18 protein-coding genes, 3 tRNA genes and 2 pseudogenes are annotated in these 19,920 nt (G+C 53.3%); 22 read left to right on the top strand and 1 reads right to left on the bottom strand.

Annotated features, from left to right (window positions below; all coding sequences use genetic code 11):
• The 5 genes and pseudogenes from BUB44_RS07015 to BUB44_RS06995 all read left to right on the top strand — a co-directional run.
• Positions 1-259 (top strand): annotated as a pseudogene (locus BUB44_RS07015) (ISLre2 family transposase); the annotation flags it as partial.
• A 413-nt stretch (positions 260-672) separates the two neighbouring features.
• The gene (locus BUB44_RS07010) at positions 673-2,067 is read left to right on the top strand and encodes an NAD(P)/FAD-dependent oxidoreductase (RefSeq protein WP_027355943.1); all 1,395 of its coding nucleotides are present in this window, start codon (positions 673-675) and stop codon (positions 2,065-2,067) included.
• 7 nt (positions 2,068-2,074) lie between these two features.
• Positions 2,075-3,358: an adenylosuccinate synthase gene (locus tag BUB44_RS07005; protein ID WP_027355942.1), complete on the top strand. Its 1,284-nt coding sequence runs from the start codon at positions 2,075-2,077 to the stop codon at positions 3,356-3,358.
• A 174-nt stretch (positions 3,359-3,532) separates the two neighbouring features.
• Positions 3,533-3,608, top strand: a tRNA-Lys gene (locus BUB44_RS07000).
• Position 3,609: 1 nt separating this feature from the next.
• Positions 3,610-3,685 (top strand) — tRNA-Glu (locus tag BUB44_RS06995).
• A gap of 222 nt (positions 3,686-3,907) precedes the next feature.
• Here the strand turns inward: BUB44_RS06995 and asnB are convergent.
• Positions 3,908-4,930 (bottom strand): annotated as a pseudogene (gene asnB / locus BUB44_RS06990) (asparagine synthase (glutamine-hydrolyzing)); the annotation flags it as partial.
• Between the two features lie 420 nt (positions 4,931-5,350).
• Here asnB and BUB44_RS06980 point away from each other — a divergent pair.
• From BUB44_RS06980 to BUB44_RS06900, 17 genes are all read left to right on the top strand, one after another.
• A tRNA-Gly gene (locus BUB44_RS06980) sits at positions 5,351-5,425 on the top strand.
• A 166-nt stretch (positions 5,426-5,591) separates the two neighbouring features.
• Positions 5,592-6,089 carry a CBS domain-containing protein gene (locus BUB44_RS06975; protein ID WP_073164541.1) on the top strand — a complete coding sequence of 166 codons (498 nt, stop codon included), beginning with the start codon at positions 5,592-5,594 and terminating at the stop codon, positions 6,087-6,089.
• 134 nt (positions 6,090-6,223) lie between these two features.
• The gene (gene scfA / locus BUB44_RS06970) at positions 6,224-6,373 is read left to right on the top strand and encodes a six-cysteine ranthipeptide SCIFF (RefSeq protein ID WP_073164538.1); all 150 of its coding nucleotides are present in this window, start codon (positions 6,224-6,226) and stop codon (positions 6,371-6,373) included.
• A gap of 70 nt (positions 6,374-6,443) precedes the next feature.
• On the top strand, positions 6,444-7,799 hold the full coding sequence (scfB, locus tag BUB44_RS06965) for a thioether cross-link-forming SCIFF peptide maturase (protein ID WP_073164535.1): 1,356 nt from the start codon (positions 6,444-6,446) through the stop codon (positions 7,797-7,799).
• A gap of 218 nt (positions 7,800-8,017) precedes the next feature.
• Positions 8,018-9,496 carry a peptidoglycan DD-metalloendopeptidase family protein gene (locus BUB44_RS15965; protein WP_073164533.1) on the top strand — a complete coding sequence of 493 codons (1,479 nt, stop codon included), beginning with the start codon at positions 8,018-8,020 and terminating at the stop codon, positions 9,494-9,496.
• Positions 9,497-9,649: 153 nt separating this feature from the next.
• Positions 9,650-10,240 (top strand): tetratricopeptide repeat protein, encoded by a 591-nt coding sequence (locus BUB44_RS06955; RefSeq protein ID WP_073164530.1) that lies wholly within the window; start codon positions 9,650-9,652, stop codon positions 10,238-10,240.
• A gap of 217 nt (positions 10,241-10,457) precedes the next feature.
• The gene (locus tag BUB44_RS06950; protein WP_242655886.1) at positions 10,458-11,309 is read left to right on the top strand and encodes a peptidase MA family metallohydrolase; all 852 of its coding nucleotides are present in this window, start codon (positions 10,458-10,460) and stop codon (positions 11,307-11,309) included.
• A gap of 171 nt (positions 11,310-11,480) precedes the next feature.
• Positions 11,481-12,794 (top strand): UDP-N-acetylglucosamine 1-carboxyvinyltransferase, encoded by a 1,314-nt coding sequence (gene murA, locus BUB44_RS06945; RefSeq protein ID WP_073164524.1) that lies wholly within the window; start codon positions 11,481-11,483, stop codon positions 12,792-12,794.
• A 22-nt stretch (positions 12,795-12,816) separates the two neighbouring features.
• On the top strand, positions 12,817-13,296 hold the full coding sequence (gene rlmH, locus BUB44_RS06940; RefSeq protein WP_027355936.1) for a 23S rRNA (pseudouridine(1915)-N(3))-methyltransferase RlmH: 480 nt from the start codon (positions 12,817-12,819) through the stop codon (positions 13,294-13,296).
• A gap of 259 nt (positions 13,297-13,555) precedes the next feature.
• On the top strand, positions 13,556-13,741 hold the full coding sequence (locus tag BUB44_RS06935; protein ID WP_027355935.1) for an ATP-binding protein: 186 nt from the start codon (positions 13,556-13,558) through the stop codon (positions 13,739-13,741).
• A gap of 122 nt (positions 13,742-13,863) precedes the next feature.
• Positions 13,864-15,279, top strand: a complete 1,416-nt coding sequence (dsrA, locus tag BUB44_RS06930) for a dissimilatory-type sulfite reductase subunit alpha (protein WP_083543138.1) — start codon at positions 13,864-13,866, stop codon at positions 15,277-15,279.
• A 20-nt stretch (positions 15,280-15,299) separates the two neighbouring features.
• Positions 15,300-16,487: a dissimilatory-type sulfite reductase subunit beta gene (dsrB, locus tag BUB44_RS06925; RefSeq protein ID WP_027355933.1), complete on the top strand. Its 1,188-nt coding sequence runs from the start codon at positions 15,300-15,302 to the stop codon at positions 16,485-16,487.
• 20 nt (positions 16,488-16,507) lie between these two features.
• Positions 16,508-16,804, top strand: coding sequence for a dissimilatory sulfite reductase D family protein (locus BUB44_RS06920; RefSeq protein WP_242655885.1), 297 nt, complete (start codon positions 16,508-16,510; stop codon positions 16,802-16,804).
• A gap of 113 nt (positions 16,805-16,917) precedes the next feature.
• Positions 16,918-17,592: a tetratricopeptide repeat protein gene (locus BUB44_RS06915; protein WP_051617837.1), complete on the top strand. Its 675-nt coding sequence runs from the start codon at positions 16,918-16,920 to the stop codon at positions 17,590-17,592.
• On the top strand, positions 17,565-17,810 hold the full coding sequence (locus BUB44_RS06910) for an FmdB family zinc ribbon protein (RefSeq protein WP_073164521.1): 246 nt from the start codon (positions 17,565-17,567) through the stop codon (positions 17,808-17,810). The genes BUB44_RS06915 and BUB44_RS06910 overlap by 28 nt, the downstream gene beginning before the upstream one ends.
• 18 nt (positions 17,811-17,828) lie before the next feature.
• Positions 17,829-18,926, top strand: a complete 1,098-nt coding sequence (locus BUB44_RS06905) for a DVU0298 family protein (protein WP_073164518.1) — start codon at positions 17,829-17,831, stop codon at positions 18,924-18,926.
• Between the two features lie 181 nt (positions 18,927-19,107).
• Positions 19,108-19,914 carry a respiratory nitrate reductase subunit gamma gene (locus BUB44_RS06900; RefSeq protein WP_073164515.1) on the top strand — a complete coding sequence of 269 codons (807 nt, stop codon included), beginning with the start codon at positions 19,108-19,110 and terminating at the stop codon, positions 19,912-19,914.
• Positions 19,915-19,920 lie beyond the last annotated feature (6 nt).

Below are 19,920 nucleotides of genomic sequence, written 5' to 3'. Positions count from 1 at the left end.
CCCTATGGGCTGGAGTCGGCCCGGTATGGACCAGATGGCACGAATTCGAGTATTGAAAGCCAACGGCATTAACATAAAAGAGCAATACCTTAAACAACTCGGGAAACCGGTAACTGTTCTCAAAGTATGCCAAACAAGTCTACAACAGCAGCGGAAATTGCTGGAGCGGCCACCGTTTGAGACGTTGGGCAATATTCCAGCGTTGAAAGGGCCGACCACTAGTCTTGCTCAGATTTTACGTGCAATCAAATCAGCCTAAAGCCCATGTGGCGGTTGGCACTCGTAACTCCTTTTCGATTTATTTCCTACAGTGACTTGACGCTATCTATCCCGGGCGCTGGCATTTCTTTTTAAAATTTAATATGATAAAATAGTGGCGGATAAGCACCGTGGTTTCTGGCGGTTCCAGAACCCGCTGCAAAACCAGCATCCGCTTCAGTTCCGTCTGTGACAGGGTAACCATCTCCTTCATACTGACATTTTCACTGACGGATTTTACCCTGACAATATCACAGACGGATCACACCTCAAAGAAAGCTTCTCTTGACATACCCCTGTCACTTTGCTAAAATCAATATGTTTGGCATGGTGAACCGGGCAGGGGGTTCTTTTTGTGCTCTGAGTGGTGAAAAAACGAACATGCCCGGGGGTTTGCTCAGGGAGGGGTCAAAAATGGAACAGGTTTACGATGTGATAATTGTCGGTGCAGGTCCCGCCGGCATTTTTACTGCCCTGGAGCTGGTCAGGCAAAAATGCGGCTTAAAAATCCTCATGCTGGAGAAAGGGCGGGATTTGGAAGAGCGCAAATGTCCCTCCAGAGAAAAGAATAACGCCTGCTTTCACTGCAACCCCTGCTCCACCATCTGCGGCTGGGGTGGCGCCGGAGCCTTCAGCGACGGCAAGCTGACCCTGTCCACGGAAATTGGTGGCAGCCTGGAGCAGTATATAGGAGAAGAGGCTCTTGGCGAGCTGATTGATTATGTGGATAGAATCTACCGGGAATTTGGGGCGCCGGAAATGGTCTACGGCCTGGAGCATGCCGAAGCCATCGAGGAGTTTCAGCACCGGGCCGCCCAGGCGGAACTCAAGCTTATCCCGGTGGCCATTCGTCACCTGGGTACAGGCCGGTGTCAGGAGATACTGGCCCGTATGAAACAGTACCTGCTGGATGCAGGGGTAGAAATCCGGACGGAATGCCCGGTGGAATCAGTCCTGGCAGAAAATAATCGGGTCCGGGGCATAATTACCACCGGAGGCGAAATTATACCGGGGCATTATGTAATTCTTGCTCCCGGGCGTGAAGGTGCGGAGTGGCTGGCCGGGCAGGCCCGGAAACTGGGGTTAACAACGGCGGTTAATCCGGTTGATATTGGGGTGCGGGTGGAGGTTCCGGCAGCGGTAATGGAACCTCTGACCAGGGTTTTCTATGAAGCCAAGTTTATTTACTATTCCCGTTCCTTTGACGATAAAGTACGCACTTTTTGTATGAACCCTTACGGGGAAGTGGTTATGGAAAATAATGATGGGCTGGTAACCGTCAACGGCCATACCCATGCCTATCGCAAAACCGGCAATACCAATTTTGCCGTACTGGTAAGCAAAACTTTTACGGAGCCCTTTAAAGAACCAATTGCCTACGGAAAATATATCGCCAGCCTGGCCAACTTGCTCGGTGGGGGGGTAATTGTTCAGCGGCTGGGCGACCTCCTGGCAGGGAGGAGAAGCACAGAGGAGCGAATACGCAAGTGTCTCACAGTCCCCACCCTGACCAAGGCAACGCCGGGAGATTTGAGCCTGGTCTTCCCCTATCGGCATCTTGTGGCCATCGTCGAAATGCTGAAAGCCATGGACGAAGTAGCACCGGGTATCTACTCCCGCTATACCCTGCTGTACGGGGTGGAAGTTAAATTTTATTCTTCACGGCTGACATTGACCCGCGGCCTGGAAACCCAGGTGCAGAACCTTTTTGCTGCAGGAGATGGTGCAGGTGTTACCAGAGGGCTGGCCCAGGCTTCGGTGTCCGGGGTCCTGGCAGCGCGGGAGATCCTGAATAAAGTGGGGGGATAATTGGAGCATGTCGACACTTGTTGTGGTGGGCGCCCAGTGGGGGGACGAGGGTAAGGGAAAGATAACAGACTTCCTGGCTGAAAAGGCCGATCTCATCGTGCGCTACCAGGGGGGTAATAACGCCGGCCATACGGTTACGGTGGGAGGCAGGCAGTTTAAGCTGCATCTCGTTCCTTCAGGTATACTTTACCCGGATAAACTCTGCCTGATAGGAAACGGGGTGGTCATCGATCCCGAAGTCCTCCTGAACGAGCTGGATGACCTGGCTGCCAGGGGCATTTCAACGGCAAACCTGCGGATAAGCCCCCGGGCCCATGTTATATTACCCTATCACCGGAGGCAGGATCAGTACGAGGAAGAAATGAAAGGTGCCCGGCGCATTGGAACCACCTGCCGGGGGATAGGGCCGGCCTATACGGATAAGGTCGCACGGCTGGGCATCCGTATGGCGGAACTGGTGGATGAAGAAGAGTTTAAAGCGCTGCTGGAAAGAAATCTGGAATATAAAAATAAAATTTTCCAGCAGGTTTACCATAAGGAGAAAATGGATCTGGAGCATATCCTGCCAGCTTATACAGGCTATGCCCGCAGGCTGAAGCCATTTGTAGAAGACGTATCTGTAATTGTTAACCAGGCCATTGCTCAGGGCAAGAAAATTCTCTTTGAAGGAGCCCAGGGAACCCTCCTGGATGTTGACCACGGTACCTATCCCTATGTAACTTCCTCCCACCCCGTGGCCGCCGGGGCCTGCACGGGTGCGGGCATTGGCCCCACGCGCATCGACCGGGTAATGGGTGTGGCCAAGGCCTACGTTACCAGGGTTGGCGAAGGTCCTTTCCCCACGGAGCTGCATGATTCCCTGGGGGATCACATCCGCAGCCGCGGGGGCGAATATGGTACCACCACCGGGCGGCCTCGACGCTGCGGGTGGTTTGATGCCGTGGTAGCCCGCTATGCGGTAAGGATCAACGGGCTGGACTGCCTGGCCATCACCAAACTGGATGTGCTGACCGGCCTGGAAACCATCCGCATATGCACAGCCTATCGCTACCGGGGGAATGTGGTGACCGAGTTTCCTTCTTCGCTTAAAGTGCTGGAGGCCTGTGAGCCGGTTTACGAGGAACTACCCGGGTGGCAGGAAGATATCAGCCGGGCCAGGTGTTACGAGGACCTGCCCGGTAATGCCAGGAGATACCTGGAACGCATCAGCGAGCTGGCGGGCGTACCCATTGCCATTATAGGTGTCGGGCCCGGGCGGGAAGAGACCATTATTACCCGCGAAGTATTGTAGCATTTGTTTAACAGTTCAAACCGGCGCTCACGGGAGCGCTTTTTTTTTAAGAAAAGACATCTGCCATCAATAATGTATCTGTTATCCAGTTCTGGTTTTAATGGCCGCATCTAAATTTTTTGTTGACACAGAAGCATATCTATAGTATCATATCTAGCGGTGACGACACTGTGTGGGCCATTAGCTCAGCTGGTAGAGCACCTGACTTTTAATCAGGGTGTCGGTGGTTCGAGTCCACCATGGCTCACCATGGCCCCATGGTCAAGCGGCCTAAGACACCGCCCTTTCACGGCGGTAACGCGGGTTCGAATCCCGCTGGGGTCACCATATTATAAGCCCCGTAAAACGCTTACGGGGCTTAATTTTTTGTAGTTATGAATTACGGCCAAGCCGGGTGTTCACGCTACAATAGCTATCGCACCATCACCCGGTATTCCCGGAGCCAGGTATCGACCTGAATGAGGAAGGCCAGGAACTGCGGGCCCCGCATCAGCTGGCCGTACCACGGCCTGTTCATGGCCGGTGCATCCAGCTGCGCAAACTGGCGTACGGCCTCAACGTTGTTGCCGTATCGATCAACACGGTCCGGTGGCGGGAGCCAAGAAAGTGCGCCACCCGCTCTGTCCACCGGGCATCGGTATCGGGCTCAAATTGATTGGGCCGGAAATAGAGATCGTTATCCATATAGTCCACCGAAAAGGTGCGCAGTGGCTTGGTACTGTCTTGCCGGAATGCGGCTGCAGCAAAGGCTGTAATGGCGCTGGAGTCAAGACCTCCAGAGAGCAGGGTGCAGACGGGTACATCGGCCACCAGCTGCCGCCGCACCGCATCCTGCAAAAGATGGCCCACCTTATGGGCAGTGGTCTCTAGGTCGTCGAGATGGGGATGGCTTTCCAGTGCCCAGTAGCGGAAAATGTGTGTACCCCGGCGGTTATAAACCAGGCAGTGGCCGGGCCTCAGTTCCCTTACTCCCCTGAAAATGCCGTGTCCCGGCGTGCGTCCGGGGCTCAGTGCAAAGATTTCGGCCAGACCTTCGGCGTCTACTTCCGGTGGTACGGCCGGGTGGGCCAGGAGGGCTTTTAACTCGGAACCAAAAATAAAAGCACTGCCCCTCCGGGTATAAAAAAGGGGCTTTACTCCCAACCGGTCCCGGGCCATGAACAGGCTTTGCTCCTCTTCATTCCAGATGGCAAAGGCGAATATACCATTCAAGCGGAGCACGCAATCCTTACCCCATTCCATGAATGCCGTGAGCAGCACCTCTGTATCCGAGTGGCCCTGGTAACGATAACCCCGGGCTTCCAGTTCCCGGCGCAGTTCTGAGGTGTTGTACAGTTCGCCGTTGTAAGTGATAATGTACCTGTTTTTCCCCCGCTTGCGGATCATCGGTTGCCCCCCGCCCGCGGGATCCACCACTATCAGCCGGCAATGGGCCAGGGCGGCATAACGTGATATCCACACCCCAGCTGCGTCTGGCCCGCGGCAGGCCAGGGTTGCCACCATGTTCTCAAGTACGTCTTTTTGTCGGGTGAGATCCCCTTCCCAGTCCACCCAGCCGGCAATCCCGCACATATGACATTCTCCCTCCCGGTGAAACCGTACGGGCTGGTGTTAGAGGGCCGGCCCGGAAAAAGAAAGACGCCTCACGCAAAGGGAGTGTTCCTGCTTTGCGGGGGGCGCCATTGCCCGGCTCCGTTGTTGCTGTATAGCAACCCGTACAATGAATTTTTTCAGTTTTATTATATGCAGCAGGAAAGTGATGTGTGCAATTACCTGATTACCGGGAGTAAATATCAAGGCCGCTGCCTTGATATTGATGTGAGGTTTCATAACGAAAAAATTTTTGTGGAGATACCTGCTGGATCTGCCCAGAAAATTGTGCGTCGCCTTGTGGCCATCCCAGGCCACTGCTCTTGACACAGACCCTGTCGAATAATCTTGACTATTTTTATGGAACTGCTATAATAATAGGAGCAGGAATAATAGGAGCAGGCGGGTGTAGCTCAATGGTAGAGCATCAGCTTCCCAAGCTGAGGGCTGCGGGTTCGATCCCCGTCACCCGCTCCAAAAGTTTTTAAAAAGACGGTCCCCGTGGAAGGGGACCTTTTAGTTTTCCTGTAACGGGCCTGGCTAAAACTTAATAAAGTATTCAGCCGGGGTTTGCGGAAAAATATAACGAAACGGGTTGAGAAGCGCGCACTATTCGAGGAAAAGAAGGAAAGAGGGTGTCCTTGTGCCGGAGACAAAGAAGGTCGGTGAATTGATGGTACCGCTCAGGGAGTATCCGGTGGTATACGATTCTGATACATTAAAGGACGCCATTAAAGTATTGCGCAATTACCGCGCTGCCGGTCACGAGCATCGCTCATTGCTGGTTTTCAGTAAAACGAAGGTTGACAACGAAGAACAGCTGGTGGGAATCCTGACCACGCGGGATATATTAAAGGCCATAAAAACAAACCGTTTGCTTTACGATAATACCGAACTTTTCACCATGTCCTGGGCATTTTTTTACCGCAGGGACCCCCTCAATGAACTTACTGTCACCAAAGTGGGTCAGGCTATCCGGCCCCTGGTCGATGCTTGTGTCCAGGCCGGCGACACCGTGGTGAGGGCCATTGAACTGATGATGACCAAAAATGTAAACCTGCTGCCCGTTTTTGAGGGGAGAAAAGCTGTGGGGGTTATCAGGGCCATAGATCTGCTGGATTATATCGCCGACATGCTGTAAGGGATTAAAAACTGCCGCCATCTGCTATTCTGCGGCCGGATGGCGTGTGTGGCCGATCTTGTCTGGTTAAATAATCAGGATTATAATTTAATAAGATTTTATAAGGCTTTCATAAAGGAGGAGGATATTTTCCCATGGGCAAGCATATTATTACCATCAGCCGTCCCTCCCTTTCCAGCACGGTTAAAGGCGGGGGATGCGGGGAATGCCAGACTTCCTGCCAGTCGGCCTGCAAGACGTCCTGCACGGTGGGCAACCAGGCCTGCATGAAGAAGGAGAAGTAACTCATAGATTGGCAATTAAATAAAACCTGATCCCGTTGCGGGATGAGGTTTTTTTCTTGGGGGAGGGGCAATGATCCATAAATTCATTTTCGATGATTACCGTTTTGTGCTGGATGTAAACAGCGGTTCCGTACACGTGGTGGATGAACTGACCTGGTGCCTTCTGGATGAGTACCCCTTTGAAAATGAGCGGGATATTCTGGCGAGGTATGCTTCCTACCCTCCATCGGAAGTGGTGGAGGCCATGCAGGAAATCAAAGAGCTGGTCCGGGAAGGCCTTTTGTTCTCCCCCGACCCGCTGGATGGCCACTATGAGCCGGCAGATGAGCCGGTGGTCAAAGCACTGTGCCTTCACCTGGCCCACGACTGCAACCTGGCCTGCCGTTACTGTTTTGCCGGCCAGGGGCATTTTGGTGGTCCTGGCGGTTTGATGCCCGCGGAAACCGGCAGGCGGGCGCTGGACTTTCTTTTTGCCTCTTCAGGTTCCAGGCGTCATGTGGAAGTTGATTTCTTTGGGGGCGAGCCGCTGTTGAACTTCAACACCCTGCAGGACCTTGTGGAGTACGGCCGGCGGCGGGCTGCCCAGCTGGGTAAAGTAATCAAGTTTACCGTAACCACCAATGCACTGCTGCTTACCCCCGAGGTGGGCCGCTTTCTGAATGAGCACGATCTGGCAGTTGTGCTCAGCCTGGACGGACGGGAGGAAGTCCACAATGCCATGCGCATTTTTCCAGGCGGCCAGGGCTCTTATGAGTGTGTGGTGGAGAATATATGCCGTTTCGTTTTCTCCCGTCCCGGGGGCGAATATTATGTGCGCGGCACCTTCACCCGCCGCAACCTGGACTTTTCCCGGGACGTGCTCCATATGGCCGATCTGGGCTTCAAGCATATATCGGTGGAACCGGTGGTGGCGCCCTATCACGAGGAATATGCCCTGCAACCCGGGGATGTTCCCCGTATTTGCGAGGAGTACGAAATATTAACGCGGCAGCTTGTCAGCCGTGCCCGAAGGGGCCAGCAGGTCAACTTTTTTCATTTCAATATCGATCTGGACGGCGGCCCGTGCCTGCCCAAGCGTCTGGCGGGTTGCGGGGCCGGGAGAGAATATCTGGCCGTTTCACCTGAAGGCAAGTTGTATCCCTGCCACCAGTTTGTCGGGCGGCCGGAGTATTGCATGGGTGATGTAGAGGGTGGGATCGTACGTCCCGACCTGGTGGAAGAATTCCGCAGGGCCCATGTGTACAACAAAGATGCCTGCAGGGGCTGCTGGGCCCGCTTTATCTGCAGTGGCGGCTGCCACGCCAACGCCCATGCCTTTCATGGTAATATTTTTACCCCCTATGAGCTTGCCTGCGCCCTGATTAAGAAAAGAATTGAGTGCGCCATATATTTAAAGGCGGTTCTGGCAAAGGAAGGATTGATTTAAAAATTAACGATAAAATTAATAACTGAATTAAAACCATTGATAATTTCCCCTGTTCCTTTATTTCCAGGTTAAAATAAGAAAAATCTGGAGTGATAATGCGCCCCCGCCAGTTATATATTTATTAAGAGTTTACATGACTCGACAAGCAACCTACCAAATATTAAGGAGTTGCCAGTTGTTTGGTTGACTAACCATTTTAAGCAAAAGGAGTAAAGCCCATGTCCCGTATGACTCCTCTGGCCGGGGGCGGAAACGGCCAGCATGATACCCGCGGAAACGAAAAAGAAAAGCGGGCAGGTAGAACGGTGAGCATTGCCTGTCTTCTCCTGGTTGCTTCCATAAATAGAAATAAATTAAAGCGGTCTTTGCATCGTTTTTTTATTGAGGATCCTTTAACGCCGGTCCAGGTCCTCTGCGTGGTGGCCATGACCCTGGTGATAATGATCTATGGCTCCCTTATTACAAATGCTTCCGAGAGGTGGGCTGTCCTGGTTGGGGGCAGGGTGGTGGCTGTTTCCTCCCATCGTGGCGAGCTGGAAGATATCTTGCGGAACAGAATTTATTTTGGTGCACGGGAAGGGCACACCCTTCATAAGGTGATTATCCGCCCGGCATCCTGGGGGGAGGGGCCCGTGTTATCCGGCCGGTACCTCGAAGAATCCCTGGCCCGGGCCCTGGGAGCGCAGGAAAAGGGTACGGCCCTGGTGGTAAACGGAGACATTAAACTGGTGGTTGCCAGCCGCGATGCGGCCAACCAGCTGCTGGAAACGTTGAAAGAACAGCACAGCATTCCCGGGGCGGATGTCCGCCTGGTGGAGAAAGTGGTTTATAAAGAGGTGTGGGTGCCGGCGGGGGAGATCTTGAGCTTGCGGGAAGCCCTGGAATTTGCCGGTAACGGTGGTCGCCGGCTGGAACAATATTCGGTACGGGCAGGGGATACCCTGTGGGATATTGCCGCCAGAAAAGGTATACCGGTAGAAGAACTGCAAGCTGCCAATCCCGGTTTAACACCCGAAACGCTGCAGGTGGGGCAGGTATTAAAGTTGTCCCGTACCGAGCCGTTGATCAATGTTCTGGCCACAGTTGTGCGTACGGAAAAAAGAGAGTTGCCCTTTATAGAAGAGCGGCGGCGGGACAGCAGGATGCTGCGCGGGCAGCAGCGAGTGGTTCAGGCCGGGAAGCCGGGTGTGGAAGAGGTAACGTACCGGCTGGCTTACTTAAACGGACGTCTGGTGAATAATGAGGTTCTGGAAAGGAAGGTACTCGAGGAACCGCGGCCCCGGGTGGTGGCTGTGGGTTCGCGGGTTTTACTGGCTTCACGTTCGGGAGCATCGGGAAGCCTGGCCTGGCCTACGGTGGGCGCCATCGGATCACCCTACGGGCCGCGCTGGGGCCGGTTGCACGCCGGTGTGGATATAACTGCCGGCAGCGGGGCCCCGGTCCGTTCTGCCGAGGCAGGTCGGGTGATCAGAGCTGGCTGGAACGGAGGCTATGGCCTGATGGTAGATGTTTACCACGGCGATGGTGTGGTTACCCGTTACGCCCACCTGTCCCGGATTGAGGTGCGGGTTGGCCAGAGGGTGGAACGCGGTCAGTTGCTGGGGCGGGTGGGCAGTACCGGCAATACCACCGGTCCTCACCTGCACTTTGAGGTGTGGATTAACGGGCGGCCGGTGGACCCGGCCCGGTTCCTGTAAAGAAAACGGCCCTGATATCTGCCTGTTGAGCCCTCCCCCTGCAGGTTGCGGGGAGGGTTTTATGTTACCGGGGCAGCATCAATAGGGACCCCTGAGTGAGGGGACAATTATGGTATAATGGGATAGTAGAACTTATTAAAGGGGTTAATTTATATGGCCTTACTTTACCGTGAGCGCAGGAAAAGATTTCAAAAGATAGCTTTCATTATCCTGACCATTTTCCTTTCCCTGGGCCTGCTGGGAACGTCCATTGGCTGGTTTTTCGATTTTCGCCCGGCCAGTGCACCTCCGGATGTTCAACAGCAGCAATCTCCGGAGGCAATGATTGCCGAACTGGAGGCACAGGTCAAAGACAGGCCGCAGGATGCTGACCTGGCTGCCCGGCTGGCCAGGGCTTACCTGGAGGCGGGGAAGATGGATCAGGCACTGCAGGCCTATGAGAAAGCCGTGCAATTAAAGCCGGAGAACGGCGATTTTCGTGTTGAACTGGCCCTGGTGCAGTTCCTGGTTGGGCACTATGACGATGCGGCGGCCAGTTTACAGGAAGAAATCAGGCGTCATCCTGACAACGCCCTGGCCCACTATTATTACGGCCAGGTGCTGGCCCTGGGGAAGGGTGATTATGAGGGCGGTATCCGGGAGCTGGAAAGATTTGTACAGCTTGCCGGCCAGGGGGAGGACGTAACCCAGGCCCGTAAAATGATTGCGGAGTGGAAAAAGCTGCTGGAAAACGGCAAATCCTGAGGAGCGGGTTTTGTTTTCCAGCAGTTCCCTGTGGTGCAGGATAGTGAAAAAAGCTTATAATTTTAAAAGGGTATTTCTTAGTAGGGCCCGTATGGGCCTTGTTTTTACTTTTGGTTATTATTTAACTGGTTTTATAATAAATAAACATCAGCAGGTTCGGTGATGGGCAATGGGTATTGCACCGCAAATTTCAAGAAAACCTGCGGCTGGCCGGTTTTTGTCCCGGCTATGCTTGAAATTAACGGGTATCGTGATGGCCCTGCTGATCGTCCTTTTTGTTCACATACCCGGGCAGATAAGGGAATATGTGTACAACATCTTCTGTGAGGCGGGCCGGGCACACGCGCTGCTCGGCACCCGGCATATGCACACCCTTTCCGGGGGCCGCTTCGTGGTCCGGTATGAACCTGCAGATGCGGGCGGCGCCCGGCTGGTGCTTAAGGCAGCGCAAAGGTTCTACCCGCAAATAGCCAGGGACTTTCATTTTACAACCGTTGACCCTATCCTTTTGGTGGTATATCCCAGCCGGGAGTCCCTGAACGCCAGCTTTGGCTGGCCGGCCAGTGAAAGTGCCATGGGTGTATACTGGGCGGGGGTGATCAGGGTTCTCTCACCCCGGGCCTGGATTGACGCCCGGGACCCCCGGGAGGTGGAGGAAATTTTTCTGAGCTCGGGTCCGGTAGCCCATGAGCTGACCCACCTGGTGGTGGACTATCTTACCCGGGGCAACGTCCCCCGCTGGCTTACCGAAGGTATCGCCCAGTATGAGGAGTATAAACTTACCGGCTTCAGGTTTGCTCAAATTCAGGATTTAACCGGTTTTGAACTGTATGACTTTAAAGTAATGGACCGGAAATTTGATGAACTGCCCGACCAGACCCTGGCTTACGGGCAATCACTGGCTGCCGTCGAGTACCTGGTGGAAGAATATGGTGCAGAAAGCCTGCATAAAATTTTAACGGTGCTGGGGCAGGGACGGGATATAAACGAAGCCCTGGAACAGGTCACCGGTCGGGATGTGGATGGTTTTGCTTCCGGTTTTAAGCTATGGATGGAGAAAAAGGTATAAAAAGAATGGGACATGGCATTTTAAAAAAAATGCCGGGCTGTTGTTTGAGCAGGAATTCCCCCGGTTATCTATTTGCGGATGATTGTTGTATAAGCGGGCATTGTGGCAGGAATTGTGGAAAGGTATCTAGAATATTTAGCTTTAGTTTTGTAGCGGGAGGAAAATGTTTCTATGGATAAACTGGTTATTTCCGGGGGGATTTCCCTGCAAGGCCGGGTTACCATTAGCGGGGCCAAAAACGCTTCCCTGGCCATTTTGTGTGCGGCTGTTATGGCCGGCGAACTGGTAACCCTGGAAAATGTGCCCGATATCAGGGACGTGCAGGTGATGATGGATATCCTGCGCTCCCTGGGAGCGCAGGTGCACCGCACCCCATCCAATGGCAGCCTGCGCATCCTGATGACGGATCCCCCTGTTCAAATGCCCCCTTACCACCTGGCCAAACAATTACGTGCCTCCAATTTACTGCTGGGTCCTCTCCTGGCCCGTTTTGGCCGGGCTGAAATCCCCCTTCCCGGTGGTTGCAACATCGGAACCAGGCCCATGGATCTGCATTTTAAAGGGTTGAGCGCCCTGGGCGCCCGGCTGGAACTTGAAAAAGGAACGGTTGTTGCACGGGCTGCCGGGCTTCAGGGTAACAGGATATATCTTGACTTTCCCAGTGTGGGCGCTACGGAAAATATCATGATGGCTGCCTGCCTGGCCCGGGGTCAGACCGTGATTGAAAATGCCGCCCGGGAGCCGGAAGTGGTCGATCTGGCCAACTTCCTGAACTGTCTGGGTGCCAGGGTGCGCGGGGCAGGCACCGATGTAATCAAAATCGAGGGCGTGGAAACCCTGGGCGGTTGCATGCGCTATGCAGTAATTCCCGATCGCATTGAGGCGGGCACTTTTATGGTCGCGGCGGTGGCCACCCGGGGAGATGTTGTTCTGGAGAATGTTATCCCCCGTCACCTGGAACCTCTTATTGCCAAGCTGCGGGAGGCCGGGGTGGAAATAGAAGAAGAGGAAGAGCGCATCAGGGTAAGGTCCACCGGCTCGCTCAGGCCCATCGACATAAAAACCATGCCCTACCCGGGATTTCCCACCGATATGCAATCCCAGATGATGGCCCTCCTGTCCACCGTTCCCGGTACCAGTGTCATTGTAGAAAACATCTTTGAAAACCGTTTCAAGGTGGCCGATGAGTTAAAGCGGATGGGCGCGCGGATCAAGGTTGAGGGCCGCCTGGCGGTGGTGGAGGGTGTGGAGAAACTCGAGGGGGCCTGCGTGCGGGCCACTGACCTGAGGGCAGGGGCTGCCCTGGTGGTGGCCGGGCTTATGGCCGAAGGAGAAACCAGGATAGATAATGTACAATATATAGACCGGGGCTATTTCAACCTGGAGCAGAAATTGAGAATGCTGGGGGCCCGGATATGGCGTGCCCCTTATGATGAGAAAACCCCGGCTCAAGACAATGCTGTCAGGAAAAGTGCTCTGATTTAAGCCTTGCCAGTGGGATGTATCGATGCACATAACCCTGCTCTGCGTAGGAAAGTTAAAAGAGGATTTTTTACTTCTGGCCCAGAAGGAGTACCTCAAGCGGCTGAGTCCTTATGCCCGGATTGAACTGGTGGAGGTCAGAGAAGAATCTCTGCCGGCATCCGGAAGGGCAGGTGCGCTGGAGGCAGTTCTGAAAAAAGAGGGCACCCGCCTGCTGGAGCGAATTCCGGACAACTGCGTGACCATCGCCCTGGACAGGAAAGGAATGATGCTTTCCTCCAAGGAATTTGCCGGCTATCTGGCAGAGCTTGGCCTGCGGGGGCAGAACAAGCTTTGCTTTATTATCGGCGGAAGTGCCGGCCTGGCCGGGGACGTGCTTGCCAGGGCCTCCCTGCGGCTGTCCTTTTCCAAATTTACCTTTCCCCACCAGCTGATGCGCATTATTCTTCTGGAACAAATATACAGGGCCTTCAAAATTATTCGCGGCGAAAAATACCATCTGTAGGAAATATGCCGTCCAAAAAGGTCATCTATTTGGCGGGCAGAGAAGGAACCCCATGTTTTTTGACGAACTAATTAAATTAAATGCGGGAAATTATCTTTCTTTTGTTAAAAATTTTTATCGCCCAAACAGGGCATTGTGGGAGGAATAGGCTAAAAAGTAGCGAATTTTACTTAGTGTTGATGTCTGCTAACCTGTTGGACTGGTTAGTGAGCAAAAGGACAAGTCCATTATTTCTAAAAAATCATAAGGAGGTATTACTATGTACGTAGTAACTGTTGACCGCGAAAAATGTGAGGGTTGTGGCGAGTGCGCGGATTCCTGCCCGGGCAGCGTTCTGGAAATGAAGGATGGTAAGGCATTTGTGGCCAACCCCGATGATTGCCTGGGGTGCGAAACTTGTGTCTCTGTTTGCCCGTCGGGGGCTGTAACCCTGGAGGAAAGATAAACGATTGTTAAAGGAGGGTGAGAGGAGAAAGGTTGTCCTGTTTTTCAATTGAATGAATGAGCAAATTTCTGGAATGGACTGAAGGGGAAAGATATATTTAGGGTTATAAAGGAGGCGTGCTGATGTTTGAACCAAAGAGGCCTCAAAAAGCACTGAAATATGAAGAACTCCGGATTTATACCGATGCCGAACTCAATAACTATACCGAAGAAGAACTGAAAGAATTTAAGATAAAGCATGAAATTCCCAAGGTGGAGGAGCTGGAAAAGGGTCCCTGGCCCAGCTTTGTGGCAGATGCCAAGCAGGAGGCCCTGCGCCGCAGAAAGCTGGCCGATGACCGGATGATGATCGACCGGTATGTGGTGGAAGACCTTCTGGGCCAGCTGGAGCTCTCCTTTAATGATGGTGAGACCCACTGGAAACACGGTGGTATAGTGGGCGTGTTTGGTTACGGCGGCGGTGTTATCGGACGTTACTCCGACGTTCCGGAGAAGTTCCCCGGGATTGCCCATTTCCATACCATCCGGGTCAACCAGCCAGCCAGTAAGTTTTATAAGAGCGACTTCCTGCGTGCCCTGGCTGACCTGTGGGAGTACCGGGGCAGCGGTCTCTTCAACATGCACGGTTCCACGGGTGACATCATCCTGCTGGGGACAACCACCGAGCAACTGGAGCCCATTTTCTACGACATGACCCACGAGCTGGATCAGGACCTCGGCGGTTCAGGTTCCAACCTGCGTACTCCTTCCTGCTGTATTGGTAAAGCCCGCTGCGAATGGGCCTGCTATGACACCCAGGAAATGTGCTATGAAATGACCATGCACTACCAGGACGAGCTGCACCGTCCGGCCTTCCCGTACAAGTTTAAGTTCAAGTTTGACGGTTGCCCCAACTGCTGCGTTGCTTCCATCGCCCGGGCTGATATTGCCTTCATCGGCACCTGGCGTGACGAGATCCGTATCGATCAGGATGCTGTAAAGGCATACATCGCCGGTGACATTGTGCCCAGGGGAGGTGCCCATAGGGGCAGGGATTGGGGTAAGTTTGATATTCAAAAAGAAGTGATTGACCGCTGCCCGTCCCAGTGCATGTGGATGGAAGACGGCAAGCTGGTCATTGACAACAAGGAATGCGTGCGTTGCATGCACTGCATTAACGTTATGCCGCAGGCTCTCAGGCCGGGTAAAGACACTGGCGTGAGCATCCTGGTAGGTGCCAAGGCTCCTATCCTGGAAGGTGCCCAGATTGCCCAGGTTATCGTACCCTTTATGAAGGCCGAGCCGCCGTATGATAATGTGAAAGAAGTTATTGAAAGAATCTGGGAGTTCTGGATGGAAGAAGGTAAGAACCGCGAGCGTGTTGGAGAGCTCATCCAGCGTGTTGGCTTGCCCAAATTCCTGGAGGTAATCGGCCTGCCGCCTGCTCCGCAGATGATCAAGGCGCCGCGTTCTAACCCGTACATCTTCTGGAAGGAAGAGGACGTACCGGGTGGATTTACTAGAGACATTAAAGAATTCCGGGCCAGACACAAGAGGTAAAATATAAGGGGGTTTGTTGGATGGCTCTTTCCACTGGGAGATTCGGTAAGTTTGACCCGCAGAACCCGACCAAGGACAGGATTACAGATATAGGTCCGCGTCACTACTGGGAAAACTTCCCGCCCATTATCCAGAAGAACTACGGCAAGTGGCTTTACCACGAAGTCCTCGAGCCGGGTGTACTGGTACACGTTTCTGAAACCGGCGACAAGGTTTACACCGTGCGTTGCGGTTCGCCCCGTTTGATGACGGCCCAGCACATCCGGGAGATCTGTGACATTGCCGACAAGTACTGCGATGGCTATGTCCGCTTTACCACCCGTAACAACGTTGAATTTATCGTGGACAGCCAGGAGAAAGTGGAGGCGCTGAAAAAGGATCTGTGGAGCCGCAAGTTTGTTTCCGGGAGCTACAAGTTCCCCATTGGCGGCACGGGTGCAAGTATCACCAATATCGTGCACACCCAGGGGTATGTGCACTGCCACACCCCGGCTACCGACGCTTCATCCCTGGTTAAAGCTGTAATGGATGAGCTTTTTGACTACTTCACCGGTATGACCCTGCCGGCCAAGGTGCGGGTAGCGGTGGCCTGCTGCCTGAACATGTGCGGTGCTGTTCACTGTTCGGACATCGCCCTGCTGGGTATTCACCGGAAGCCGCCTATAGTGGACCACGAAGTCATTGATCAGGTCTGCGAGCTCCCGCTGGTTATTTCGTCCTGCCCGCTGGGCGCTATTTCGCCGGACAAGACTCCGGAAGGCAGGAGAAGCCTCAAGATTAAAGTGGAGCGCTGCATGTTCTGCGGCAACTGCTACACCATGTGCCCGGCCCTGCCCATTGCCGATAAGGAAGGCGACGGTGTAGCTATCCTGGTCGGCGGCAAGATTTCCAACGCGGTCAGCGAGCCCAAGTTCTCCAAGGTTGTGGTGGCTTACCTGCCCAACAACTTCCCGCGGTTCCCGGAAGTGGTTCAGACCGTGAAGAAGATTGTGGAAGTTTATGCTGCTGACGCGCGCAAGCATGAGCGCCTGGGCGACTGGGTCGAGCGTATCGGCTGGGAGAAATTCTTCGAAAAGACCGGTATTCCGTTTACCGAGCACCTCATTGACGACTACCGCCTGGCTTACGATACCTTCCGGACCAGCACCCAGTTCAAGTTTACGGAAGCAGCCTGGAATGTCTGCAAAGCAGCCGGTGGAATCGACTAGGTGCACCAGGGCAGGCGTTAATGAAAACGCCTGCCCAGGTCACTTCTTATATATATGAGCTGGAAAGGGTGGGATTATCTGTGGAAGAAATTAAAAAGGCGATAATTGAGTTTGCCAGCAATAGCAAGAAGACCAGATTTTATTTCAAAGACATGGAAAAAGCCGTTCAGGAAAAAATACCTACTGCCAAGGCCAGGGAAATTAAAAAGGCTGCCAGCGAGCTGGTAAATGAGGGTACTTTGATTTACTTCTCCACCGGCAGCACCACCATGTACGGCTTGAAAGAAAGGTGCGCTTCCGACGAGCCACAGCAGTAAAGACTGGCAAAGTTACATTTATTTTGTGCATATATATTCTGTGGTGGCTCAAAACGGCTTGCTATTCATAATGAGTAGCAGCCTTAATTTTTGTCAACCAGGGGGTGGATACTATGGGGGGCTCCGGTGGTTCCAACGCTTTCGTGGAAAGACAGGTAAACATGCTGCAGAGCAACCCCGGCTGCGCCACGGCCAAGTACAATCTGGGAGTTATGCTGATGGAACAGGGCCGGCTGGAGGAAGCAAAAACACTTTTTGAGGAAGCCATAGCCGATGGGACGCGCATGTTTGAAGCCTATGTTAACCTGGGTTATATTTATTTTAAACAGGGGAACCTGGAAAAGGTGGAGGAATGTAACCGCCTGGCGGTGCAGATCGAACCCCGTTACGCCCGCGGCTATGCAAACCTGGGCTTTGTCTACCTGCAGATGGAGAAGCCCGACGAAGCCATTGAAGTTCTGCAAAAAGCAATTGAATTGAATCCCAGGATAATTCAGGCCTGGTGCAACCTGGCAAACGCTTACCTCCAGAAAGGTGATCTGGATCGGGCGCTGGAGACCAATCTGAAGATGCTGGAAATTGCACCCGACTTTTCGCTGGGCCACAATAACCTGGCCTACGTTTATTACCTGAAAGGGGACATGAACAGGGCGGCGGAGCACCTGAAGCAGGCTCTGGAACTGGGTTTTGAGGCCCATCCGGAATTTTTAAAAGAAATGGAACCATATCTCAATAACACGCACGACAGGGGGAATGGCCATTGCCCATCTACGAGTTCCGATGCCTGAGCTGCGGGAATCTATTTGAAAAACTGTTTTTGATTCCCAATGAAAAAGTGGAAATTCGCTGCCCCAAGTGTCAATCCGATTCCTTTGAGCGGGTGATCAGCCGCGTCAACTATGTGAACAGGCCCGGTTCCAGTGCGGGGACGCCAAAAGTGGTCACCAAATCCTGCAGTCCTGGCAGTACCTGCGCCACCTTTGAGATACCGGGGCCGGGCGAATAAAATTCAGGGGAGTGGAACATGAGGGGTAAACCTCCTGTTAAGGATTATGTGCAGGCGCCTGTCTGTCCCTTCTGCGGGGAAAAAATAGAACGGCCCCGGGAAGTGGTGACCACGGCGGGTTCGCCGGGTATGCCGGTGGGTTCCTGCCCGTGCGGCGCGGTATATGCCTTTGACATATCGGGACGCAACCTGGGCTCCGCCTTTATCGAGGCTCTGGTGTTTGCATGCAACATGGACTGGGACCTGGCCTGGGAATTACTTCCGGACAGGGATTACCGGGAAAAGATCGTCGAGAATTACGACCCGGAAAACCATCTGCTTATTCCGGGAGGGTTTTTTGAAGGGAGAAAAATTACCGGGGCACTATATTTTATCAGGCTGAACAGGGACCTGCCCGAAACCGGGCGGGTGGCTGTACGCGGGCGTGCAGTAACCGGGATCAGGAAAAAAGCAGGAGAAAAAGCCGCCAGCAGAAAAATATCCAAAAAAGAGCTGGAGGCCTGGGTTAAGGATTACCGGGTGGAGGAAGTTCTCCAGGCCGCTTCCCGGGATCACAAGATACTCTGGCTGTTGAGGAGGCTTTTTTCTGCCGCCGATGTCCTCCTCCGGATGCGGGCAGCCGACCTGGCGGGCAAGGCAGCCGGTATAATTGCCGGGGAGAACCCGGCTCAGGTGGCGGAATTTCTGAAGGCGCTGCTCAATTCCCTGTCCGATACGGGAACATCAAGCTGGGCGACCCTTGATGCCGCAGGTGAGATTATTAGTTGTGCACCCGATAAATTTGCCGGCTACCTGCCAACGTTAATACCTTTTTTACGTGAGGATCATTTAAAGGCAGATGTTCTGCGGGCTTTATGGAAAGTTGCCGCTGTTAAACCGGAGTTGCTGCAGGGCTTTACCGGCCATCTTGCCAGCCTGCTGGATGACGATAGACCGGAAGTGCGGGGATACGCAATTTTAATTCTCGGCGCGCTGAAGGAAACCGGGGTTAAAAGGGAGCTGGAGGCGCTGCTCGGGGATAATGCGGAGATAACTGTCTATGAGGACGGGCAGTTAAACAACAGGAGAGTTGGCCAGCTGGCAGAAGAAGTGTTAAAGAATATGAACAGGATATAAGTAATTTTTCCCTAGAGCAGGAATTAACAAAAGGTATGCCGAATAATCATTCGTGAAAGTTATTTTTTTTCTAAATACAGGCAACTGGCTGATACCTGTTGAAAGGGAGGGGGTAAATGGAGGTCGAAGGATAAAAATTGGTACGGGATGAGGGGGAGATATAAAAGAGGAGGTGTCAGTGTTGACCTATTTTATTGCTCAAATACTACCTTATATAACGGTAACCGTTTTTATCATCGGTGTTATTTACCGCCTCTGGCGGTGGGCGGCGTCGCGGATCGTGCACAATATTACCCTTTCACCCTTCCCCCAGACCAAAACAGAAGTTGCAGCCATTTACCTGCGTGAAATCGTGCTCTTCAACAATGTTTTCAAGTTTGACCGCCCGCTATGGGTGGGCGCCTGGCCCATGCATATTGCCCTGCTCAATGTAATAGGGGGTCATGTGGTCGGCTTTTACTTCCTGGGCAAGCAATTTGTTTATCTGGGTGCCTCGGAAGCGCTCAGTACCTATTTGTCTAATTTATTAGGGACGGTTTTTGGAATTATCCTGCTGGCCGGGTTACTTTATCTCCTATACAGGCGCATTGCTATTGACAAGGTAAGACAGGTATCCAATCCGAGTGACTACCTGATGTTGCTTTTACTCATCTCTATTGTATCCCTGGGTAATTTCATGCGGCTGGTTCCTGAGTACGGCATGCACTACGAGCCGGTGAGGGAATATTTTACCACCCTTATCCTGTTCCAGCCGGCGGCAATCCCCGAGGGCAACCCGTTCTTTATCCTTCACCTGCTGCTGGCGCAGATTTTAATTATGATCCTGCCCTTCAGCAAGTTGATGCACCTGTTTGGCATGTTTGGCATGCGCTGGATTGAAAACCGGATTTACAAGGAGCCGGCCCCCGGGCTGCCCAATGTGGACGTGGCTGCTGCCCGGGCCAGGGGAACCGGTTTATCGTCCGTCAGCGGCTCAGATGTGGCCTAGAGGGGG

The organism is Desulfofundulus australicus DSM 11792 (assembly GCF_900129285.1).
GTDB classification, from domain to species: domain Bacteria; phylum Bacillota; class Desulfotomaculia; order Desulfotomaculales; family Desulfovirgulaceae; genus Desulfofundulus; species Desulfofundulus australicus.
The sequence above is the reverse complement of the archived record's forward strand: the minus strand, read 5'-3'. Positions and strand labels throughout refer to the sequence as shown.

Excerpts from the sequence above, each read along its gene's own strand:
- BUB44_RS07010 (WP_027355943.1), top strand. The coding sequence starts at position 673 with ATGGAACAGGTTTACGATGTGATAATTGTCGGTGCAGGTCCCGCCGGC.
- BUB44_RS07005 (WP_027355942.1), top strand. The coding sequence starts at position 2,075 with ATGTCGACACTTGTTGTGGTGGGCGCCCAGTGGGGGGACGAGGGTAAG.
- scfA (WP_073164538.1), top strand. The coding sequence starts at position 6,224 with ATGGGCAAGCATATTATTACCATCAGCCGTCCCTCCCTTTCCAGCACG.
- scfB (WP_073164535.1), top strand. The coding sequence starts at position 6,444 with ATGATCCATAAATTCATTTTCGATGATTACCGTTTTGTGCTGGATGTA.
- BUB44_RS15965 (WP_073164533.1), top strand. The coding sequence starts at position 8,018 with ATGTCCCGTATGACTCCTCTGGCCGGGGGCGGAAACGGCCAGCATGAT.
- BUB44_RS06955 (WP_073164530.1), top strand. The coding sequence starts at position 9,650 with ATGGCCTTACTTTACCGTGAGCGCAGGAAAAGATTTCAAAAGATAGCT.
- murA (WP_073164524.1), top strand. The coding sequence starts at position 11,481 with ATGGATAAACTGGTTATTTCCGGGGGGATTTCCCTGCAAGGCCGGGTT.
- rlmH (WP_027355936.1), top strand. The coding sequence starts at position 12,817 with ATGCACATAACCCTGCTCTGCGTAGGAAAGTTAAAAGAGGATTTTTTA.
- BUB44_RS06935 (WP_027355935.1), top strand. The coding sequence starts at position 13,556 with ATGTACGTAGTAACTGTTGACCGCGAAAAATGTGAGGGTTGTGGCGAG.
- dsrA (WP_083543138.1), top strand. The coding sequence starts at position 13,864 with ATGTTTGAACCAAAGAGGCCTCAAAAAGCACTGAAATATGAAGAACTC.
- dsrB (WP_027355933.1), top strand. The coding sequence starts at position 15,300 with ATGGCTCTTTCCACTGGGAGATTCGGTAAGTTTGACCCGCAGAACCCG.
- BUB44_RS06920 (WP_242655885.1), top strand. The coding sequence starts at position 16,508 with ATGAAAACGCCTGCCCAGGTCACTTCTTATATATATGAGCTGGAAAGG.
- BUB44_RS06915 (WP_051617837.1), top strand. The coding sequence starts at position 16,918 with ATGGGGGGCTCCGGTGGTTCCAACGCTTTCGTGGAAAGACAGGTAAAC.
- BUB44_RS06905 (WP_073164518.1), top strand. The coding sequence starts at position 17,829 with ATGAGGGGTAAACCTCCTGTTAAGGATTATGTGCAGGCGCCTGTCTGT.